A 20769-nucleotide genomic window follows, 5' to 3' on the forward strand; every position below is an offset into this window, starting at 1 on the left:
GGCGTGGGCGGGAGGTTCATGGCTGGGTGAGGACGGGAGGGTTCATGGCTGGGTGAGGGCCCAGGGGTCGGGCGCCAGGGGCGGCGGTCTGTGGTCGGGGCCGTCGTGCAGCAGCGACAGCCGGCGGCCGTGGTGGGCGGGAGAGTCCGGGTCGGCCATCGCCTTGGCCCGTTCCAGGCGGACGGCCTCGGGGATGTGGGTGTGGTCGATGCCCTCCACGAGCGCCAGCAGGTCCGTGGCGACCTGCCCGCCGTGGTCCTCGCGGTGCCACAGCACGGTGTGCACCCCGGCCTGTATGCACTGCCGCAGTACCCGTCCCTGCTGGCGCAGGTCGCAGCAGACGACGACGATCCCGGCGTCCGGGCTCAGTTCGAGCCGGGCCCGGGCGACGGCCGGGTCCGAGCAGCGCTCGTCGAGCAGCAGCGGGGACGCGGTCGGCAGGGCGCTGCTGCGGCGCTTCCAGCCCGCATACGTCTCCCGGGTCCGCTCCGAGCTGCGCAGCACCACGCGCCTGGTGATGCCCGGGTGGAAGCCGATGTCGTCGGCGTCGCCCGGGAACTCCCAGGTGTCCACGTCCAGGCGCAGCCAGGCGGGCGCGACGAAGAACTCCAGCAGCGCGGTCTGAGGGTGCTCCTGGACCTCGGTGCGCAGCACCGTGCGGATGGCCTCCACGACCTGGTGGCTGGGGACCTCGGTGTCCTGGGTCAACACGACCTCGTGCCGGCCGTCTCCGCTCCACACCCAGACCTGGTACGTGAAGAGATGTCCCGGCGACACGGGCAGCAGCTCGACCTGGACCCGCGGCGGAACGCCACCGGTACGCCCGGGGGCGGCCGTGGCGGAATGGGCCGCGGACGCGTCGGCCCGGAACTGGTCCACCGCGGCGGGCGCCACACCCAGTCGGGGAGCGGTGCTGCGCGCCCATGCGTCGAGATCGTCGGCGACCTCTTGGCCCGCCGCGCGCTCCCGCACGCTGATGTGGACGACGCCCTGCAACAACGGGGCCATGCGCCCGCCGGGTGGGGGATCGTAGCCCTCGAGGATGTCCGTGGCATCCGCGAGGTCGACGGGCGTCGGCAGGCCTTCCGCGTACGGCAGCACCGCGCGCAGCAGCGCGACGGGATCGGTGGCACGACACTGGGCGAGGAGCGCGTTCAGATTGCGCCGTCGCTGCGGCGAGAGCCGCTCGCAGGGGCTGACGAGACGGGCGATGCGCAACAGCCTCTCCCAGCCGCCGGACTCCGCGAGGGCGCCGGGACGGCACTCGGCGAGGTGCTCGTAGACGATGTCGAGGAGTTCGGGCACGCCGCGGCGCACTCCCATGGCCATGCCCGCCAGCCGCTCGACATCGGCGGCCGGGCCGACGGACTTCCTGCCGAGCCGTGCGGCGAGCCACTCCTCGCACTCCTTGACCGCCTGCCGGGTGGTCAGCAACTCCTCCAGCATCGCCAGGAGTTGCTGGCGTCCACGTCCGGCCGCGGGAACCGCCACGGGTGGCAGGCCGGGCAGCTCCGACTCGATGGACGACAGGCCGATCGCGTACATGGCGGCGGCCGAGCCATGGTGGCCGGAGCGCGGGGGCGGTGGCGCCGGCTGCTGTGAGGTCTCGTGGGCGGCGACGACGAGTCCGACGACGGCCTGTCGCTCGCGGTCCCACAGTGGTCCGCCGCTGAAGCCCGGCGCCACCGTGCCGCCCAGCACGTCCAGAGCGATCCAGGGATGGGCCGAGACCCGCGGCATCGCGCGGAGTGTGGGCAGGGTATGGCCGCTGGCCCACTGCGCGACGACCTCGTTGCCGTCCCGCGGAGGGAGAAACGGGGCCGGTTCGGCACCCGGCGGGGCTTCGGTGTCGAGTTCCAGCACGGCCAGGTCGCCGTAGTACGGAAGCATGCCGACGGCCGGGGGTATGGGGTGACCCGGCTCCGAGCGGGAGCGCGGCGGACGCCACAGCTCCGCGACGACCCGGCCGGCCAACTGGCGCTCACGGTCGACGTTCGGCAGCCGAACCGGGACCACCTGACCGCGTGGCGGCAGCGCGGTGTCGAAACGGTCGCGGCCGAGCGCGCTGTTGACGACGTGAGCGCACGTCAGCACGAGCCGCGGGGCGATCAGCACACCCGCGCCCACGGGCCGGACCTGGCCCAGAACCGACACGAAGGCCCGGTGCAGCGGGGCGTCGGCCAGGGCGGAGCTCACATCCGGGCGCATGCCATCAGGAGCCGTTCACCTGGTCGGGGACGGGAGCCGGGGGCGGGGCCTGGGTCGTCCCGTTCCCTGAGACGGATGTACCGTCCGTGGCGCCCGCCAGGTTCCAGGTCGCGGAGACGGTGAAGCTCGCCTCGCCACTCCCCGAGAACACCCCAAGGCTCAGATCGCTGCCCAGCGTGACGCCGAACTCGACGGTGACCTCGTCGGGTCGCTGGGCGAACTGCGCGAAGCTCTGATGAATGCCGCTGAGCACGCCCCCGAGTGGACGCAACGCCTGGGTGAGGGCCTCACCACCACGGGTGAGCGCCCGCGCCGTGCGCCCGTCGACGCTCACCGGGCGCGCACTGCCGAATCCGTCCGGAAGCTCCAGCTCGTCCGCCGGCTCTTTGGCGGGTTCGGTTCCGGTGGATCCGCCGACCTCTTCGCGCGTGGGCGCAAGGTGCAGACGCACGACGGAACCGTCGTCGAAGGTGAGTCTCACGTCCCCCATGAGTCGAAGTCTCGCACGTCACACGTGCATCCGTTGGAACTCTTCACAGACGGTTGCCCGTCAAGTCCCTTGCGGGCGTGGGCCATCGGCTCACAGCACCTTGCGGTGCACGAGGGCCGACAGGACCAGGGCGCCGGGCAGCAGCGGTACCCACACCGTGATGACGCGGTAGCCGATGAGGGTCGCCGTGGCCAGGCCCAGGGGCGTGCCGAAGGCGGTCATCGTGAAGACCAGCGCCGCGTCCACGGGGCCGATGCCGCCCGGTGCGGGGACGGCGCCGACCGCGGTGCTGGCGGCGAGGAACGCGAAGGTCACCTGTGCCCAGGTCATGGGCAGGCCGAGTGAGGCGCCGACGCAGGCGATCACGGTGGCCTGGAGGAGTGGGGTGACGGCCGCGCCGCCCCAGAGGGCGAGTACGCGGCTGGGCATGGTGTGCAGTCGTCGGGCGTCGGTCAGGGCGGTCCGTACGAAGGTGAGGGCCGGGCGGCGCAGCGGGGGTACGGCCGTCACGAGCAGGAGGGGTGCGGTGAGGCCGAACGTCACGCCCCCTGCGGCCAGGAACAACGTCCGCCGGTCCGGGACGACTTCGTCCAGCCGCAGCAGGTCGGGGAAGGCCAGCAGGAAGACGAGGAACACCGCGGTCTTCGCGATCGGTCTGACCAGCGAGTACAGGGCGAGCGAGGCGGCGGCCCGGCCGAGGGGTATCCCGCGGCCCCGCAGGAAGCGCAGGGTGACCGCGTGGGCGCCGATGCTCGCCGGGAGCACATGGTTCGCGGCACCGGCGGCGAACTGCGAGGCGAGCAGCAGCCACGGCGGCAGCCGCTCGGGGAGGGCGCCCTGCCGGACGCACGCGGGGGCCAGCCAGCCCAGGCAGGTGAAGAAGAGCGCGGCGAGCAGCCACCAGGGGTCGGCGGAGCCCAGCCGGGCGGCACCGTCGTAGAGGGTGCGCCAGTCGACCGCCGCCCACGCCCCGATCAGCAGGAGGGGGAGCACGCTCAGCAGCCTGGGGAGGAGGCGGGCGGCGGCGGCGGGGGAGCGGGCGGGAGCGGGAGCGGGGATTTCGTCGAGCGGGAGCAGGGACACGGCGCACGTCGTCCTTCCGCGTCACGCCCGCGCGGGGCGGGGCGGACGGATCCGAGGCGAGGCATGAGGGGACGGCGGAAACGTTCCCTTCCGGTGTGACGCTCCGGTGTCCGGAATCCGAAGGCGCGCGGGCGGGTGGGCGACACGGACGGCCACCCCTCGCGCACCGTGAATCATCGATCCGCTCCTCTGTTGACTTTTGGCTTACCGAGCCAGAGGATTTCCGGGATGACCCACACGGAACGCCTGCTCGCCAGTGCGGCTCTCCCCGTCGACCTCGACGAGGCCGCGCACCGCTGTCTCGTCGCCGGATTCGAAGGCACCACGGTCGTCCCCGACACCCTGAAGCGGCTCGTCGACCGCGGCCTCGGCGGGGTCATCCTGTTCACCCGCAACATCCGCGACGCGGAGCAGGTGCGCCGGCTCACCGACACCCTGCGGGCACTGCGCCCGGACCTGCTGGTGGGCATCGACAACGAGGGCGGCGGTATCGGGCACCTCGTGGGCGCGGGCGCCCCGGAGGTACCCGGCTCCTTCGCCCTCGGCGTCGCCGACGACCCCGCCCTGACCGCCCGCTGCGCCGACGCGCTCGCCGGGCATCTGGCCACGCTCGGCATCACCGCCTCCTACGCCCCCGTGGCCGACGTCCAGCGGCACCCGGACAACCCGATCGTGCGGACCCGCTCCTTCGGCACCGACGCCGAGCTGGTCTCCCGCCATCTGCGGGCCTGGATCGCCGCCACCGAGGCGCGCGGCATCGCCTCCTGCGCCAAGCACTTCCCCGGGCACGGCGGCACCGTCACCGACAGCCACCACGAGCTGGCCGTCGACCCGCGGCCGTACGAGGAACTCGACCTGGCCCCCTTCCGGGCCGCCGTCGACGCGGGCGTGCCGATGCTGATGAGTGCCCACGTCGTCTTCCCGGCGCTGGACGCCAACCGCCCCGCCACCCTGAGCCGCCGCATCCTGCGCGATCTGCTGCGGCACGAGCTCGGCTTCGACGGCGTCCTGGTCAGCGACGCGCTGGAGATGAAGGCGATAGCGGACCGCTACGGCGAGGCCGCCGGGGCGCGGATCGCCCTCGCCGCGGGGGCGGACCAGGTCATCGTCGCCGTACCGGACCTGGAGGTCACCCTGTCCTGCCGGGAGGCGGTGCTCGACGCGCTGCGCTGCGACGTGCTGACCGAGGAGCGGGTGGCTGAGGCCGCGGAGCGGGTGCGGCGGCTCGCCGAGCGGTACGCCACCCCCGCGGCCGAGGTCGGCGAGTGGGACGCGGGGGCCGGGCTGGAGGCGGCCCGCCGGGCCGTGCGCGGCCAGGGCCGCGGGCCTGCGGCGGTGCGCGGCGCCCATGTCGTCGACCTGTTCCCGCCGCCGCACCCCGCGCTCAACTGGGGCGGCGAGGACCTGCTGTGCGAACTGCGCGCCGTCGACCCCACGGCCACCGGGACGACGGTCACCGGCGAGGCCGCGGATCCGGCCTCCTTCGTCGACGGGATCCTGCGCCTTGCCGAGGGCACGCCGTTGATCGTCGCCACCTGCGACGCCGGGTTGTACCCCTGGCAGCGGCACCTGCGGGACGCCCTGCTGGCCGCGCGACCTGACGCGGTGCGCGTGGCCACCGGGCTCCCGGACGGCGGCGCCCTGTGCTCGTACGGGCGCGGCCGGGTGAACCTGCGGGCGACGGCGGAGGCACTGACGGGCGCGTGAGCCCGCACGGCGCCTACGGCAGTCGTACGAGTTCTTTGATGCCGCGCGCCGCCAAGTACTCCGCGTCGTCCGCCCGTGAGGCCAGGACCACCGCCGGGCGGACGCCCTCCGTGCGCAACCGCATCCATGCCTCGAAGTACGCGCCTCCCGGGCCGGACACGGAACGGGTGCCCGGCGTGCAGTCCAGGACCAGGGCTCTCTCGCGCGGCGCGGGGGACGGGGGCTCGGCGCGCAGTTCGGCGACGGTCTCGGCGAGCGCCGTGGCGATCGGCTTGGCCCGGCCCGCCGAGTCGAACAGGCCGAGGGTGTACTCCAGTTCCGGATAGTCGGCCAGGGAACGGTCCACGTCGTGGGAGCACCACCACGTCACGCCCCACAGGGTCGCGCACTCGGCCGCGTTCCGTACGGTCGCCCGCGCGAACTCCGCTGCGTCGGCGGCCGGGATGTGCGGCTGCGGCGCGCCCGTCTCCTGGACCCAGACGGGCCGGGACGGGTCCTGGGAGTACGCGGTGGCGAGTTCCGTGCCGTACTCGGCGAGGTGCAGCACCTGCGGGGAGCGGGGGCCGTAACGGCGGGCGCAGTCGCCGGAGAACACCCACGGGTGGATGGTGGTCAGGTCGCCCTTGCGGGCCGAGGCCTCGGGGGTGAAGGGGTGGTCGTCGCCGTACCAGGCCGCGTCGTAGGCGGAGTGCGTGGCGAGGTGGCCGGGGCGCAGGCCGTCGCGGGCGGCGGCCAGCAGGGTGTCGAGGTAGCGGTCCACCTCGTCCGGTTTCACCGGGTTGTGCTCGACCAGGTTGTTGAGTTCGTTGCCGAGCTGGAGACCGATGAGGTTGGGGCGGTCGGCGAGGGCGTGGCCGAGGGTGCGCAGCAGGTCGGCCTGTGCCGCGATGGCTTCCGGGTCCGTGAAGACGTTGCGGTGGTGCCAGCTGCGGGTCCACTCCGGGTAGAAGTCGAAGCTGGACAGATGGCCCTGTACGCCGTCCACGAGGACGTCGAGACCGGCCTCGGCCGCCAGGTCGACCAGCCGCGCCAGCTGGTCGACGGCGGCGGTGCGGATGAGGGTGCGGTTGGGCTGGAGGAGGGGCCAGAGGTGGAAGACGCGGACGTGGTCGAGACCGAGCCCGGCTATCTGGGCCAGGTCCTCGCGGGCGTGGGCCGGGTCGAAGTCGTGCCAGGAGTGGAACCAGCCGAGACGGGGCGTGTAGTTGACGCCGAAGCGGAGCGTAGAGATGGGATCCTCCTCGGGTCCGGTCGTGTCCTGCTCTTTGTCCTGCTCTTTGTCCTGCTCTTGTTCTGCGCGAATGTATCAACCACCATAGTCAGTGATGAGCAATAATTTGAACCAGGATCTCGTGATCGGCCTGGACGCCGGTGGCACGCGTACGCGTGCCGTCCTCGCCGCCGCCGACGGCCCCCCGCTCGGCGAAGGCGCCGCCGGTCCGGGCAACGCCCTGACCGTGGCGGTGCCGACGCTCACGGAACACCTGGCCGAAGCCATCGCGGAGGCGGTGCCGGAGAGCCTCCGCGGGAGGGTGGTCGCCGTCGCCGGCGGTTTCGCGGGCGCCACGGCCGCCTCGCCGGACGAACCCGGCCACGTCAACGCCCGCGCCGCGCTCACCGCCGCCCTGCGGCGCCTGGGCATCGCCACCGGCTCCGTCCGCATCTGCAGCGACATCGAGGCGGCCTTCGCCTCCGCACCCGGCACCCCGGCCGACGGCCTCGCCCTGGTGGCCGGCACCGGCGCGGTCGCCATGCGCATCACCGGCCGCCGGGGCACGACCACCGTGGACGGCGACGGCTGGCTGCTCGGCGACGACGGCAGCGGCTTCTGGATCGGACGCGCTGCGGTGCGGGCGGCACTGCGGATGGCGGACGGCCGAGGACCGGCGACGACCCTGGCCGCGTCGGTCGGCCGGGCCCTCGGCCTCCCGGCCGCGGCACTGCCGCCCGGCGCCGTCGACGTCGTGCCGCGCGGCGCGGAGGGGGTACGGGCACAGAGCACCGGCGATGAGGGCCGTGCGCTGCACACCATCGGCGAGGGCCGCGCGCTGGGCACCGGCGATGAGGGGCGGTTGCAGCGCACCGGCGGCGAGGGTCGCTTGCAGCGCACCGGCGGCGAGGGTCGCTTGCAGCGCACCGCCGATGAGGGTCGCCCGTTGCGCACCATCGGCGAGGGCCGCACGCAGCACATCGCCGATGACGGTCGCCCGCCGCGCGCGGGTGATGAGGGCAGCGCGCTGGGCACTGGCGACGAGGGCCGCCCTCAGCACACCGCCGGCGACAGCCGCCCGCAGCGCACCTCCGCCGACGTACAGCCGCAGCACACCTCCGCCGACGACCCCCCGCACCACACCTCCACCGACAACGCCCCCTCGCACCACACCGCCACCGACAACGCCCCCCCACCCCACCCCACCCCGAACTGGCCCCGTCCCCGGCGCGAGGCCTACCGCATGTACCTACTCCCCGCCGTCATGGCTGAGCCCCCGATCCGGCTCGCTCGATTCGCCCCGCTGGTGGCCGAGGCGGCGCGGGGCAAGGATCCGGTCGCCGAGGCGATCCTCGAGGAGGCGGCCGGTCAACTGGCCGAGGCTGTAAGGGCGTTGGATCCCCGCCCGGGAGAACCGCTCGTCGCCACCGGTGGCCTGCTCGGGCCCGACGGTCCCCTGACCGCGCTTCTGACCGGTCGCCTGGCCGCCCTCGGGCTCACGCTCGGCTGGGTGGCCGACGGCTGCCGGGGCGCCGTGGCGCTCGCCCGGCTCGTACACACGGCGGCAGCGGATGAGTGACGTCCTCTACCGCGACCCGACCGCCCCCGTCGACGCCCGCGTCCGCGACCTGCTCGCCCGCATGACCCTGCGCGAGAAGGCCGGCCAGCTCAACCAGCGGATGTACGGCTGGGACGCCTACCGCCGCGCAGCGGACGGCGGGTTCGAGCTCACCGACGCCCTGTACGCCGAGACCGAGCGCTTCGCCGGACTCGGCGCCCTGTACGGGCTCCAGCGCGCCGACGCCTGGTCCGGCGTCGACCACACCAACGGGCCCGGTGCCGAGGACGGCGCCGCTCTGGCCGGGTTGGTGCAGCGGCACGTCGTCGAGCGGAGCCGGCTCGGCATACCGGCGCTGTTCGTCGAGGAGGTGCCGCACGGCCACATGGCGCTCGACGGGACGGTTCTCCCCGTGAATCTGGCCGTCGGCGCGACCTGGGACCCCGAGTTGTACGAGCGCGCCGCCGCCCACGCCGCCGCCGAACTGCGCGCCCGGGGTGGCCATGTCGCCCTCGTGTCCGCCCTCGACATCGCCCGCGATCCGCGCTGGGGCCGTACCGAGGAGTGCTTCACCGAGGATCCGTATCTCGCGGCCCGGCTCACCGAGGCCCTCGTACGGGGCATGCAGGGCGAGCCCGCCGAGTGCTTCGCCGCCGACCGGGCCCCCGTCGTCCTCAAGCACTTCGCCGGACAGGGCGCCACCGTCGGCGGGCGCAACTCCGCCGAGTCCGAACTCGGGCTCCGCGAACTCCACGAGATCCACCTCCCCGCGGCCCGGGCCGGCATCCGCGCCGGAGCCGCCGCCGTCATGTCCGCGTACAACGAGGTCGACGGTTTGCCCTGCTCCGGTAACAGGGCCCTGCTCACCGGGCTGTTGCGCGAGCGCTGGGGCTTCGACGGGCTCGTCATGGCCGACGGTCTGGCCGTGGACGCGCTGGCCCGCATCACCGGTGACAAGGTCTCCGCCGGCGCCCTCGCGCTCCGCGCCGGTGTCGACCTCAGCCTGTGGGACGAGGGCTTCACGCACCTGGAGGAGGCGGTCGAGCGGGGACTGGTGAGCGAGGACGTCCTCGACGCGGCCGTCGCCCGCGTCCTGCGGCTCAAGTTCCGCCTCGGGCTGTTCGACCAGGCCGGCACGGACTCTGCTCCGGCCCATGGCAGGGAGGTCAGCACGGCCCTCGCCCGCGCCGCGGTCACCCTCCTCCACAACGACGGCGGTGTCCTGCCCGTCGCGGCGGGCGTCTCCCGTATCGCCGTCCTCGGACCTCAATCGGCCACCACAGCACACCAGTTGGGCGACTACACCGCTCCGCAGCGCCCCGGTACGGGCGCGAGCGTGCTCGACGGGCTACGGCGACTCGCCCCGCCCGGCGTCGGCATCCGCCACGCCCGCGGCTGCGCCCTCACCGGCGACGACCTCTCCGACATCCCCGAGGCGGTCGCCGCGGCAGCCGCCTGTGACGTGGCCGTGCTCGTGCTGGGCGGCAGCAGTGCGCGCACCCCGGGCACCGGCTTCGCGGCCAACGGGGCCGCGCTCACCGCCGTCTCGGAGATGACCTGCGGCGAGGGAGTCGACCTGGCCGGTCTCAGGCTCGGGAAGGCGCAGCACGCGCTGCTGGACGCCGTCACCGCGACCGGCACACCCACGGTGGTCGTCCTGATCCAGGGCCGTCCGCACGCCGTCCCGGAGGCGGCGGAACGTGCCGCCGCGCTGCTCACCGCCTGGTATCCGGGCCCGTGGGGCGGCGAGGCGATCGCCGAGATCCTCCTGGGACACGTGGAACCGCTCGGCCGTCTCCCGGTCTCCGTGCCGCGCTCGGCGGCCCAACTCCCCGTCTACTACAACCACAAGGACATCGAGTACGGCGGCTACGTGGACGAAAGCGCCCTGCCGCTCTACTCCTTCGGCCACGGGCTGTCGTACACGAGCTTCGCGTACGGACCGCCGCGCCTGTCCGGGCACACGGTCGAGGTCGAGGTCACCAACACCGGGAGCCGGAGCGGGCGCACGGTCGTGCAGGTCTATCTGAGGCGACTGATCACGTCCGTCTGGCCGCGCACCCTCGAACTGTGCGCGTTCGAGGGCATCGACCTCGCGCCGGGCGAGCGCCGTACGGTCACCATGACCCTCGAAGAAGAACAACTGGACCGGGCCGACACCGTCGAGATCCGTGTCGCGGAGTCGGCCCGGGCGGCGCTGACCGCCGTACCCGCTGTTCTGCACGTGGGAGACCTCAGAACTTGACGGCCCCCGACGACACACCCTTGTAGAACCACCGCTGCGTGATCATGAACAGCACCAGCACCGGAATCACGGAGATCACCGAACCGGCCATGACCATCCGCTGGTCGTAGCCGAACGACGAGCTCTGCAGCCGCGACAGACCCAGGGTCAGGGTCATGTTGCTCTCCGTGCGCAGGACGATCAGCGGCCAGAGGAAGTCGTCCCAGGCGCTGATGAAGGTGTTGATGACGACCACCAGGATCGCGCCCCACGCGGACGGCAGGTACAGGTACCTGAAGCGCTGCCACTCGTTCGCCCCGTCGAGCATGGCCGAGTCCTCGATCTCGCGCGGCACCGCCAGGAACGCGCCGCGCATCAGCAGGACGTTGATGGCACCGACGAACCCGGGCAGCCACACACCCGCCAGGCTGTCGACCAGGCCCAGGCCGCGGATGCTGATGAACAGCGACACCATGATCGACTCGAACGGGAACATCATGGAGGCGACCAGTACGACCCAGACCGCCTTGCGGCCCTTCCAGGAGGGCTTGGAGAGCATGTAGCCGGCCGTGGTGGAGAACACCAGCTGGCTGGTGACCGACAGGGCGACCACGATCAGGCTGTTCTTGATGTACGTGGCCACCGGCACCTGGTCGAAGACCGTCCGGTAGGCCCGCAGGGTCGGGTGCTGCGGCAGGAGGGAGGCGTTCGCCCCGAAGACGTCCTCGCCGGTGCCCTTCAGCGAGGCCAGCAACTGCCACAGCAGCGGTCCGACGGTCAGGCCGAGCACGAGGAACAGGATCAGGTAGCGGACGATCAGTTCCCGGGGGCGGCCGTAGTCCCGCCAGCGCGGCATCAGGCGGCGGCGCTTGGCCGAAACCGCGGTCGTCGTCATGCGTCGTCCTCCTTCGTCAGGCGCTGCGCCAGCAGGGTCAGTCCCAGCGTCAGCAGGAACAGGGCCACGCTGACGGCCGAGCCGTAACCGGCGTTGCCGGTGAGCGGGTCCAGGCCGACGTCCCGGATGTAGAAGGGCAGGGTGCGGTCGGCGCCGCCGGGGCCGCCGGTGGAGCCGCCGAGCATGTAGATCTCGGTGAACACGCGCAGCGAGCCGATGCCGGTGAGCGTGCCGACGAGCATCATGGCCTGGCGCACGCCCGGCACGGTGATGTGCCAGAAGCGGCGGGCGGCGCCGGCGCCGTCCATGGACGCCGCCTCGTGCAGCTCCTTGGGTACGTTCCCGAGCGCGGCCAGGTAGAAGACCATGTACCAGCCGAGCCCCTTCCACAGGGTCAGGCCCATCGCGGACAGCAGGATCAGCCACGGGTCGGACAGGAACGGGATGGCGTCCCTGATCACATGGGACTTCTCCAGCCAGGTGTTGACCAGCCCGTCGTCGGCCAGCAGCCACTGCCAGCTCAGGCCCACGACCACGCTGGAGGCGAGCACCGGGGTGTAGAAGGCGGAGCGGAAGAAGCCGATGCCGGGCAGGTTCTTCTCCACCAGGATGGCCAGCAGCAGCGGCAGCAGCACCATCAGCGGTACGACGATCAGCGCGTACAGGATGCTGTTGCGGGTCGCCAGCCAGAAGTCGGAGTCGTCCAGCATCCGCGTGTAGTTGTCCAGCCCGACGAAGCTCGCGGCGCCGCCGAGAGGCTTGGCATTGGTGAAGGACAGCACGAGCGTGTTGAGGAACGGGAACACGCCGAAGACCACCGCGCAGATGATCGCGGGAGCGGTCCACAGCCAGGGCAGCCACCAACGGCGGTACATCGCCGCGCCGTTGGCACCGGGAGCGCGACCGGGCAGCAGGGCCCGGGAGAGCCGGCCAAGACGGGACGGGGCCGCGCCCGGCGCGGAGACTGTGCTCTCCGCACCGGGCACGGACACCGGCTTCGTGATCTGTACCGTCACCGTCAGCCTGCCTGCTTCAGGAGCTCGTTGGACTTCTCCTGGGCGTCCTTCACGGCGTCCGCGGCGCTCTTCTTGCCCTGCATGGCGAGCTGCACCTGGCCCACGATGGCGGCCTGCATGGCCGAGGAGATGTTGGTCTGGTAGGCGGTGGCCGTCTTGAGCTGCTCGGCGATGAGCTTGCGGGCCTCGGAGAACGGGTCGCTACCGCTGACCTTCTGGAAGAACGGGTCGTCCAGCGAGGTCGTGGTCGTCGGGAAGATCACGACCTTCGGGTCCTTGCACCAGGCCGTCTGGTTCTCCGCGTTGGTGAGGAACTCCGCGAAGGCCACCGCTGTGGGGGCGTTCTTGGTGGTCGCGGCGGTCGCGATGTACTGGGGGGCACCCGTGGTGTGGCCGAGCGCGTCGAAGGGCTGCTGGCCGACGGCGGTCTTGGTGTAGATCGACGGGCTGTTCTGCTGCACGAAGCGCACGAAGCTCGGGTTCGTCGAACCGTAGGCGAGCTTGCCCTGGCTGTAGAGCGTGGAGGGGTCGTTGTTGGAGGACAGCGAGTCCTTCGGCATCGCGCCCTCCTTGTACAGCTTCGTCATCCACTCGACCCACTGGACGGTGCGCGGATCGTCGCCGAAGACGGCGGACTTGCCGTCGGAAGACAGGATCTTGATGTTCATCTGGTCCCAGTCGGCCGGGACCCGCCAGACCGGGTTGGCCATCGTCGCGTAGTACTCGCCCTTGCCCGCCTTGGCGATCTTCTCGTAGTCGGCGAACAGCCCGAACATGGTCGTCGGCGGCTTCGCCGGGTCGACCCCGGCCTTCTTCAGCAGGTCGGTGTTGTACGTCAGGACGACGCCGCCGGTGTACCAGGGCAGCACGGTGTGCACCGAGGCGCCCGAGGCGTCCTTCATGGTGCTGGAGTTCCAGAACGCCGGGACGAACGGCTTGCCGGCGTCCGGGTCCTTGACACCCAGGTTGAGCAGGTAGCCGGCCTTGGTGAGGGCGGTCGCGGTGGGGGAGTCGACGTTGATCACGTCCGGCAGGGTGCAGGCGGAGGCGTCGGTGACGGTGCGCTGGTTGAAGTTCTGGTCGCCGGGGTCGTCGATCCACTTGACCTTGGTGCCGGGGTGCGCCTTCTCGAAGTCGTCGATGACGCCGTTGAAGAAGCCGCCGAAGTCCTTCTTCAGGTTGGTCGTCTGGAAGGTGATGTTGCCCTTGACGTCGCCGGAGAGCTTCCCGGACCCGACGTTGGCCTTGTCGACCTTGCAGGCTCCGGCGGTGGCGTCGCCGTCACCGGAGCCGCCGCCCGAGAGTCCGCAGCCGGATGCGGCCAGGGACAGGGCGGCGATACAGGTCAGGGTGCGGGTCAGTCTTCTTGCGCGCATGTGATGGGCCCTCCTGCGACCGGGCGAGTCAGGGATGTGCTGGTTCAATGAACCAACTTCGACTCCGAGTGATGAAAATGTGGACCAGAATTCATCGGAGGTCAATGGGTAACCGTGTTGCGTTTAGGTTCCGTCCGAGATCAGTGCCGGTGCTCGTGGTCCGGATGCGCCGGGTCGCCCGGGTGCTCGTGCCCATGGGTGTACACCACACCCGCGCGGGCCCGGTCCAGCCAGTCGAAGAAGGCCCGCCGGCCCGCCGCCCGCCGCAACTCCCGGGCGACGCCCTCACGGACGTCCTCGTACGGCAGGAAGTCCCGCTCCGCCGCCACGCCGAAGGGGTCCACTCCGTGCCTGAGCGCCTCCGGGGTGAGGAAGCGGTCCCGGTTGCGGTCGTAGTAGTCCCGTACGTCCGTCTCGGGCACGTGCTGCTCGCCCTCCAGCTCGGCCAGCAGCACCCGGGCCGCCGGGGAGTGGGCGAGCGCCGCGGCGACGATGCTGCCCAGGTCGGCGACGTCGCTCTCGGCCACGGCGAGCACCCCGGACGAGGACACCTCCGCCGGGGGCCCCAGCCCCCGCTCCGCGCACGCCCGGCGGGCGAGTTCGTCGGTGACCACGACCTGGGTCGCCCAGCGCCGCCGCTGCCGCTCGGCACGGGCGAGGGCCTCTGGACGGGTCTCACGGTCGCGGGCCGGAACGGCCTTCAGAAGGGCGTCCACGCGTGCCTTGGCGACCGCCTCGCCGTCCACCAGGGCCGCGTGGGTCACATGGGCCGTGTGGGTCGCGTGTTCGGTCATCGCGTCACCTCCGGCGCGAGGGTCTCCAGGGGGCGTCGACGCGTGCCTTCGCCGTCCCGTATTGCCTGTATGGACCGCGTGCTCGCTCACGGTGTCACCTCCAGCTCGACCGCCTCCGTGTACGCGACGCAGCCGTTCCAGGCGACCTTCGCCATCAGCCAGTACGAGCCCGGCGGTACCGCCGAGCCGTCCACCTCGATCAGGCACTCCAGCTCCTGCCCGGCTGCCACGGTGAACCCCTGGCAGCCCGGACCGACCCCCGGCCAGGTGCCCCAGGACGACACCGCCCACAGCTGGCCGCCGACCGGCCCGCGGGTGGTGTTGCGCAGGGTCACCGGCACTCGGGCCCGCTCATCCCGGCCCACCGTGACCCGCTCAACACCCAGACAGGACACCAGAGTCGGCCCGGTGTGCCCGTCCGGCACATCGAGCGCCACGACGTCCTCGTACGTCTGTCCGCGATACGACAGCCGCGCGGCCAGCCAGTGGCGGCCGGGCACGGCGTCCGCCGGCGGGGTCACCGTGACCTCGGCGAGGGTGAACCCGCCGGGGCCCAGCGCGTACGGGAGTTCGGCGGGCTCGGCGGACCAGCCGGCCGGCACGTCGAAGGTCACCGTGCCCGACACCGGCGCGTCGGTCAGTTCGGAGCCGACCCGGACCGTGGCCGTGACGGGGCCGGAGGCGGTGAGCGCGGTGGGCGAGACGTATACGGCCACGGGCATGTTGCCGCGCGGGGCGGGCCCGGAGTTGTGCAGCCAGTAGCGGGTGTGGACGGGCTGGGCGGGCTCGTGGGCATCGACACCGGGGCCGGGGGACGGGTCGGTGCCGGCTGTCGGCGTGGCCAGGACGGTGGCCACCTCGAACCCGGTCAGCCCGACCTCCAGCACGCCCTCCCCGTCCGGCGCCAGCGGCTCCCCGGGCCGCTCCAGTACGTCCGCCCGGGCGCCCTCGGTCCACTCCAGCGGCCCGCGCACCCGCGCGGCCACCGGCCGCCCGTTCACCTCGTGCATCCGTACGACGACCCCGCGCCCCGGGTCGGCGGGCGTGACGCCGCCCCGGGCGAGCGGGGAGCCGAGGGGCTTGAGGGCGTCGAGCAGCACCTCGCCGGCCGGCTCCAGGGTCAGCAGGGAGGTCTTCCTGGGCAGCAGCCAGGCCTCGGAGGTGGTCCTCAGTTGTGCGGTGAGCGGGTGGTTGAACTCGTGCCCGCGCTGGGGAAGCCGCAGCTCACGCCAGTCGCCCTCGCCCGCCACGACGGCGTAGTCGAAGGTGTGCGACCAGCGCTGGAGCTGGAAGGCGGACCCGTCGGGGGCCGTACGGCGCGGCGGGTCGACCCAGATGCCGGACGGCCAGCCGGTGCAGGAGCGCATCAGCGACATGTAGAGGTCGCCGGAGGCGGTGACCACGCAGCCGGGCGTGCCCCGGTTGAGGACGGCGAAGCCGCGCCCGTCCCAGGCGTCGCCCGGCGGCAGCGCCTCGCCGCCGCCCGCCGCGACGGCCGTGACGGTCGCGTCGTCCAGGTCGGCGATCAGCGCGTCGACCGCCTTGGCGTCGTCCTCGGGGCCGGCGCCCGCCACCACGAGCAGCGGCAGCCGCTCCAGGTCGCGCAGGTCGGCCCCGGGCACCCACTCCTCGCGCAGCCCCGCGCGCGGCGCGACCCAGACGGCCGCCACCCCCCGCGCGGTCAGCTGGCGCCCGAGCTCGCGTCCGGCGGCCGGGTCCCAGCCGAGCGCCTCGGCGACGACCGGGTTGCGGTCGGGGCCGCCGACGGCGATCCGGATGTCGGGAAGGTTGGAGTCGACCTCGAGGTCGCCGTAGCGGGGGCCGCCCGCGATGGTGGAGGTCGCCGTGACGCCCGCGCGGACGAGGGCCGCCGCGAGCGGGGTGCCCAGCTCACCGGCCTCCTCCCAGGAGGCGTACACCAACTCGGCGACCCCGATCGAGCGGTGGCCGAGGAAGGCGCCGGAGTCGTCCCGGACCGCGACCCGCGCCGTGGATCCCAGCCCGAACCAGGTGTTGGCGGGGTTGTCCAGCGTCCACGGGAACTGTTCGCTGTCCACCTCGACGAACCCGAACCCGCGCCCGATCACCGCGTCCGCCACCTCGTGCACCGGCAGCCCGCCCCGCACCTCGGAGGGCCAGCGCACCCGGACGAGCCGGTCGGCGCCGTCGTATCCGTCGATGGTCGTGGAGACGTCGAGCCGGTCGACGCCCTCCCACAGCGTCAGCCGCTGCGTGTAGCGGAACAGGCCGAGGTCGGCGGTGACGGTGAGGCGGGAGCCGGCCGGGGAGCGCTCGGCCCGTACCTGGGCGGTCACGTCCCGGCCGCGGGCCGCCGTCGTGCCGGTCGGGGTGAGGTGCCACGGTCCCTCGCCGAAGCGCGGGTGGCGCGGGTACTCCTCCTGGACGACGAGTTCGTTGCCGATGTCGCCGGGGCGCAGCAGCTCCCGGCCGCCCTCGGCCAGGGCGCGCAGGCTGCTGACGCCGCCGCCGCGGGCCGGGTCGACCGTGACCTCGTAGAACTCGTTGCGGATCGAGGTCCCGTCGGCCGGGGTGGCCGGGTACCACCCGGCCACCGATCCCCTGCCGAGCGGGATCGCCGTCAGGCCCATGCCCGGCACGTCCGGTACGACGACCCGGAGCCGCCCGTCGTCCTCGCGCACGGCGGGCAGCGGCCGGGAGGCGTCGTCGAGGGGGACCAGGCCGGGGTCCTCGACCGTGAGGACGTCCCGCCGCTGCCAGGTCGCCGAGTTGAAGACGACCAGGTCGGTCCCGTTGCCCGGGGCGACCCGCTCGGCCAGGGCCCGGGTGGCGTCGGCGTGCACGGACTCGGCCAGGTCGGACAGCTCCCGCCAGCCGGTCATCAGGTCGATGTAGACCTGGTCGGACTCGGAGCCGGTGATGGCGTCGTGGTGGGCGCCGTAGATCAGCTGCCGCCAGGCCTTGTCGAGCGCCGCGTCGGGATAGGGGTGCCCGGCGACGAGGGAGGCGAGCGTCGCCCAGGCCTCGGCGTCGGCGAGCAGCGTCTCGCCGTACCGCTGGGCCTGCTTGGTGTCGATGTAGGAGACGTCCTTGCCGGTGTAGACCGGGTTCATGTCGCGCGTCTGCGGGGAGGCCTTGCGGCCCTCCGCGTCGAGTTCGTCGCGCACGGCGGCGAAGAAGTCCCGGGGGATGGCGCTGACGAAGCGCGGCCACACGTACCGGTCGTTCCAGTCCCGGTGGATGCCCATCACCCAGCGGCAGGGCGGCGCGTAGTCCCCGCCGACCGGCAGCAGCACGTTGCGCGTGAGGGCGACCTTCTTGAGCCCCTTGAACAGCTTGAGGGCGGCGGCCTCCGCCTCGGGCAGCGTCGGCGCGTTGTCGATCGCCCAGCCGGCGCCGTAGTGGTTGACCATGTACGCGGTCAGCAGCCCGCGCCCCGAGGGGGCGATCCAGCTGAACTCGGCCGGGAACTGCATCCGCTGAGGATCCCGGGGCTCCTCGCCGAACACCGACAGGGTCGGCCCCCACTGGTGGAACGGCCCGCGCGCCCACGAGCTGGAGGTGACGCCCGCGTCCGCCATCAGCCCGGGGAACTGCGGATCGTGCCCGAAGGCGTCCAGCTGCCAGGCGGTTTCGGGAACGGCTCCCAGGATCGCGCGCTGGAAGCCGTCCCCGTACAGAGCGTTGCGTACGGTGGCCTCGGCGCCGGTGAGGTTGGTGTTCGGCTCGTTGTAGGTGCCGCCCATGATCTCGACGCGACCGGTGCGGATCAGCTCGCGCAGGAAGGCGCGCTCCTCCGGGAAGGCGTCCCAGTACGGCTTGAGGTAGTCGACCTCGGCCAGCACGAAGGTGTACGCCGGGTCGCGCCGCGCCAGATCGCAGTGGGCCCGCACGAGGCTCATCCCGGACTGGCCGCGCGAGTCGAAGGTGCGGGCGGGCAGACCGCTGCCGGCCGGGTCGTCGGCGACGTCCCAGGTCTCGGTGTAGGCGGCCTGGGTGTTCCACCACACGGGGTCGTAGTGGAAGTGGCTGACCATGAACATGGTCCAGCCGGGCTCGGCGACGGTGAACTCGGCGGTGTGGCGGGCGAGTTGCTCGCCTTCGGCGGCGGTGACGGTGATCTCGCGACGCTCACCGGCGGCCAGCTCGGTGCGCACGGGTATCTCGGCGCGCAGGGTGCCGTCCTCGCCCGTCGTCGCTTCGGCCTCTCCGGCGACCCCGGGGCCTTCGACGCTGAGGCGGACGGTACGGCCGGGAGTATGGCTCAACTCGACGGCCACCACCTGGCGCGGCCGCTCGGTGGTTCCGACGAAGAGCTCGGTCGACTCGACAGAGGTCACGCGCATGGGCTGGGGCTCCTACGAGGATGCGGGGGAGCCCCATCGTGGCACCGAGTGGATGATTCAAACAACCATCTACGTGTTTTTTCGGTGGTTCATCCACACAACTTCGGACGGCCTCAGCGTGCGCGCCGGTTCTTCAGGGCGTGCTGCCCGAGGATGTGGTCGGTCAGCGCCAGGGAGGCGCTCGCGCGCTGGTAGGAGAGCTGGGCGACCCGGACGTAGAGGCAGTCGATGAGGACCAGCACGGAGTGGCGGGCACCGACGATGGTGGTGGGGAAACTGGTTGCCGACGAGGAGGAGATCAGCCGGATGTCGGCGGCCCTGGCGAGCGGCGAACGCGGGTCCGCGGTGATCGCCACGGTGGTCGCGCCGCGTTCCTTGGCCAGCTCCAGGGGTTCGAGCGTCTCCCGGGTCGCCCCGGACTGGGAGATGCCGATGGCGACGTCCGCCGGGGTGAGCAGCGCGGCGGAGGTGGCCGCGGCGTGCACCTCGGTCCAGCCGCGCACCGCGCAGCCGATGCGGAACAGCCGGGTCTCGGTCTCCTGCGCGATCACCCCGCTGCCGCCGACGCCGTACACGTCGATGCGCCGGGCACGGGCCATGGCCTGCGCCACGCGCTCGATCGCGTCGAGGTCCATCCGGTCGATGGTCTGCTGGATCGCGCGCAGGTCGGCGCTGCCCACGACCTGCACGACCCGTTCCAGATCGTCGTCCGGGGAGATGTCCGGGCCGATCTCCGCGGTGCCCCAGTCGGAGACCTCGCCGCGCCCGCGCTCCTGGGCCAGCTCGATCAGCAGATGCTGATAGGAGTCGAGGCCGATGGCGCGGCAGAAGCGGGTCACCGTCGCCTGGGAGGTGCCGGTGCGGCGGCCCAGCTCGGCGGCCGAACAGTGGGTGACGGCGGCCGGATCCTCCAGGATCAGCTCGCCGACCTTCCGCAGGGAGCCGGCCAGCCGGGGCAGCTCGGTGCGGATCAGTGTGGTGACGTCGGTCGAGGGCATGTGAAGAATGTATCAGCCACCGTTCAGGGGGCGGATTGAATACCAGGACCGCCATGTGATTTATTGATTCATCGATGGAGATATAGACGGTGGTTCAATCCATCAGTGGGGAGCGTCGCGTGTCGGATGAGTCAGTCAGCGCCCAGGGGTTCGCACGAGAGGGCCTGGCCGTCCTCCAGCACCTCACCGAGTCAGCCCGCGAGGACGTGGCGCGCGCGGCCGAACTGATCGCCGGGTGCGTCCGCTCCGACGGCGTCATCCAGGCCTTCGGCACCGGCCACTCCCAGGCCATCGTCCTCGAACTCGCCGGCCGCGCCGGGGGTTTCGTACCGACGAACCGGCTGAGCATCGCCGACCTCGTCCTCTACGGCGGCGACGACCCGAGCGTCCTGGACGACCCGCTCCTGGAGCGCCAGTCCGGCGTGGCCGCGCGGCTCTACGACCTCGCCGCCCCGCACCCCGAGGACCTCTTCGTCATCATCTCCAACTCCGGCGTCAACAACGTGATCGTGGAGATGGCCCTGCGCGCCAAGGAACGGGGCCACCGCGTCCTGGCCGTCACCTCCCTCACCCACACCCGGGCCGTCCCCGCCGCCCACCCGAGCGGCAAGAAGCTCGTCGACCTCGCCGACGTCGTCCTCGACAACGCGGCCCCGCGCGGCGACGCCCTCCTCGAACTCCCCGGCGGCGGCGCCGTGTGCGCCCTGTCCACGCTCACCGGCGTGCTGCTGGTGCAGATGGCGATAGCGCAGGCGTCGGCTGTGCTGCTCGCGGCGGGGGAGCGGCCGCCGGTGTACGTCTCGGCCAATGTGCCCGGCGGTTTCGAGGGCAACCTGGAACTGGAGAAGCGGTACGCCGGACGGATCCGGCGTACCGCGAGCTGAA

The 20769-nt window shown here is 72.5% G+C and carries 13 protein-coding genes and 1 pseudogene; 4 read left to right on the plus strand and 10 right to left on the minus strand.

Translation table 11 applies throughout. The features are described from left to right. Nucleotides 1-42: 42 nt before the first annotated feature. The 3 genes from AB0I77_RS04350 to AB0I77_RS04360 form a co-directional block, all read right to left on the minus strand. Nucleotides 43-2208: a trypsin-like peptidase domain-containing protein gene (locus AB0I77_RS04350; protein ID WP_363280810.1), complete on the minus strand. Its 2166-nt coding sequence runs from the start codon at nucleotides 2206-2208 to the stop codon at nucleotides 43-45. Between the two features lie 4 nt (nucleotides 2209-2212). Further along, complete coding sequence (locus AB0I77_RS04355; protein ID WP_363280811.1) at nucleotides 2213-2698, minus strand: CU044_2847 family protein; 486 nt, start codon at nucleotides 2696-2698, stop codon at nucleotides 2213-2215. A gap of 90 nt (nucleotides 2699-2788) precedes the next feature. Next, entirely contained in the window at nucleotides 2789-3781 is a 993-nt protein-coding gene (locus AB0I77_RS04360; RefSeq protein WP_363280812.1) for a lysylphosphatidylglycerol synthase transmembrane domain-containing protein, read from the minus strand. Nucleotides 3782-4009: 228 nt separating this feature from the next. Between AB0I77_RS04360 and AB0I77_RS04365 the strand changes: the two genes are divergently transcribed. After that, nucleotides 4010-5488 (plus strand): glycoside hydrolase family 3 protein, encoded by a 1479-nt coding sequence (locus tag AB0I77_RS04365; protein WP_363280813.1) that lies wholly within the window; start codon nucleotides 4010-4012, stop codon nucleotides 5486-5488. 13 nt (nucleotides 5489-5501) lie between these two features. Here AB0I77_RS04365 and AB0I77_RS04370 read toward each other — a convergent pair. Further along, nucleotides 5502-6805 (minus strand): annotated as a pseudogene (locus AB0I77_RS04370) (glycosyl hydrolase). Between the two features lie 8 nt (nucleotides 6806-6813). On the opposite strand from AB0I77_RS04370, the gene AB0I77_RS04375 reads away from it, so the two are divergent. Both AB0I77_RS04375 and AB0I77_RS04380 read left to right on the plus strand, forming a co-directional pair. Continuing rightward, a complete protein-coding gene (locus tag AB0I77_RS04375; RefSeq protein WP_363280814.1) occupies nucleotides 6814-8277 on the plus strand; it encodes a BadF/BadG/BcrA/BcrD ATPase family protein in 1464 nt (487 codons plus the stop codon). Further along, nucleotides 8270-10501 (plus strand): glycoside hydrolase family 3 N-terminal domain-containing protein, encoded by a 2232-nt coding sequence (locus tag AB0I77_RS04380; protein WP_363280815.1) that lies wholly within the window; start codon nucleotides 8270-8272, stop codon nucleotides 10499-10501. The genes AB0I77_RS04375 and AB0I77_RS04380 overlap by 8 nt, the downstream gene beginning before the upstream one ends. Here AB0I77_RS04380 and AB0I77_RS04385 read toward each other — a convergent pair. The 6 genes from AB0I77_RS04385 to AB0I77_RS04410 all read right to left on the minus strand — a co-directional run bounded on the left by AB0I77_RS04385 (nucleotide 10491) and on the right by AB0I77_RS04410 (nucleotide 19884). Beyond that, nucleotides 10491-11375, minus strand: a complete 885-nt coding sequence (locus AB0I77_RS04385) for a carbohydrate ABC transporter permease (RefSeq protein WP_363280816.1) — start codon at nucleotides 11373-11375, stop codon at nucleotides 10491-10493. The genes AB0I77_RS04380 and AB0I77_RS04385 overlap by 11 nt on opposite strands. Continuing rightward, nucleotides 11372-12391, minus strand: coding sequence for a sugar ABC transporter permease (locus tag AB0I77_RS04390; RefSeq protein WP_363280817.1), 1020 nt, complete (start codon nucleotides 12389-12391; stop codon nucleotides 11372-11374). The genes AB0I77_RS04385 and AB0I77_RS04390 overlap by 4 nt, the downstream gene beginning before the upstream one ends. Before the next feature lie 2 nt (nucleotides 12392-12393). Next, complete coding sequence (locus tag AB0I77_RS04395) at nucleotides 12394-13767, minus strand: extracellular solute-binding protein (protein ID WP_363280818.1); 1374 nt, start codon at nucleotides 13765-13767, stop codon at nucleotides 12394-12396. A gap of 140 nt (nucleotides 13768-13907) precedes the next feature. Beyond that, nucleotides 13908-14561, minus strand: a complete 654-nt coding sequence (locus AB0I77_RS04400) for a peptidyl-prolyl cis-trans isomerase (protein ID WP_363280819.1) — start codon at nucleotides 14559-14561, stop codon at nucleotides 13908-13910. Between the two features lie 86 nt (nucleotides 14562-14647). Further along, nucleotides 14648-18886 (minus strand): NEW3 domain-containing protein, encoded by a 4239-nt coding sequence (locus AB0I77_RS04405; RefSeq protein WP_363280820.1) that lies wholly within the window; start codon nucleotides 18884-18886, stop codon nucleotides 14648-14650. 113 nt (nucleotides 18887-18999) lie between these two features. After that, on the minus strand, nucleotides 19000-19884 hold the full coding sequence (locus AB0I77_RS04410) for a MurR/RpiR family transcriptional regulator (RefSeq protein WP_363280821.1): 885 nt from the start codon (nucleotides 19882-19884) through the stop codon (nucleotides 19000-19002). Between the two features lie 119 nt (nucleotides 19885-20003). Here AB0I77_RS04410 and AB0I77_RS04415 point away from each other — a divergent pair, with 119 nt between their 5' ends. Continuing rightward, the gene (locus tag AB0I77_RS04415) at nucleotides 20004-20768 is read left to right on the plus strand and encodes an SIS domain-containing protein (protein ID WP_363280822.1); all 765 of its coding nucleotides are present in this window, start codon (nucleotides 20004-20006) and stop codon (nucleotides 20766-20768) included. The last annotated feature ends 1 nt before the right edge of the window (nucleotide 20769 follow it).

The organism is Streptomyces sp. NPDC050619, from assembly GCF_040654815.1.
GTDB lineage: Bacteria > Actinomycetota > Actinomycetes > Streptomycetales > Streptomycetaceae > Streptomyces.

Coding starts and splice junctions, on each gene's coding strand:
- AB0I77_RS04385 (WP_363280816.1), bottom strand. CDS start 11,375: ATGACGACGACCGCGGTTTCGGCCAAGCGCCGCCGCCTGATGCCGCGC.
- AB0I77_RS04400 (WP_363280819.1), bottom strand. CDS start 14,561: ATGACCGAACACGCGACCCACACGGCCCATGTGACCCACGCGGCCCTG.
- AB0I77_RS04380 (WP_363280815.1), top strand. CDS start 8,270: ATGAGTGACGTCCTCTACCGCGACCCGACCGCCCCCGTCGACGCCCGC.
- AB0I77_RS04410 (WP_363280821.1), bottom strand. CDS start 19,884: ATGCCCTCGACCGACGTCACCACACTGATCCGCACCGAGCTGCCCCGG.
- AB0I77_RS04405 (WP_363280820.1), bottom strand. CDS start 18,886: ATGCGCGTGACCTCTGTCGAGTCGACCGAGCTCTTCGTCGGAACCACC.
- AB0I77_RS04355 (WP_363280811.1), bottom strand. CDS start 2,698: ATGGGGGACGTGAGACTCACCTTCGACGACGGTTCCGTCGTGCGTCTG.
- AB0I77_RS04365 (WP_363280813.1), top strand. CDS start 4,010: ATGACCCACACGGAACGCCTGCTCGCCAGTGCGGCTCTCCCCGTCGAC.
- AB0I77_RS04395 (WP_363280818.1), bottom strand. CDS start 13,767: ATGCGCGCAAGAAGACTGACCCGCACCCTGACCTGTATCGCCGCCCTG.
- AB0I77_RS04350 (WP_363280810.1), bottom strand. CDS start 2,208: ATGCGCCCGGATGTGAGCTCCGCCCTGGCCGACGCCCCGCTGCACCGG.
- AB0I77_RS04375 (WP_363280814.1), top strand. CDS start 6,814: ATGAGCAATAATTTGAACCAGGATCTCGTGATCGGCCTGGACGCCGGT.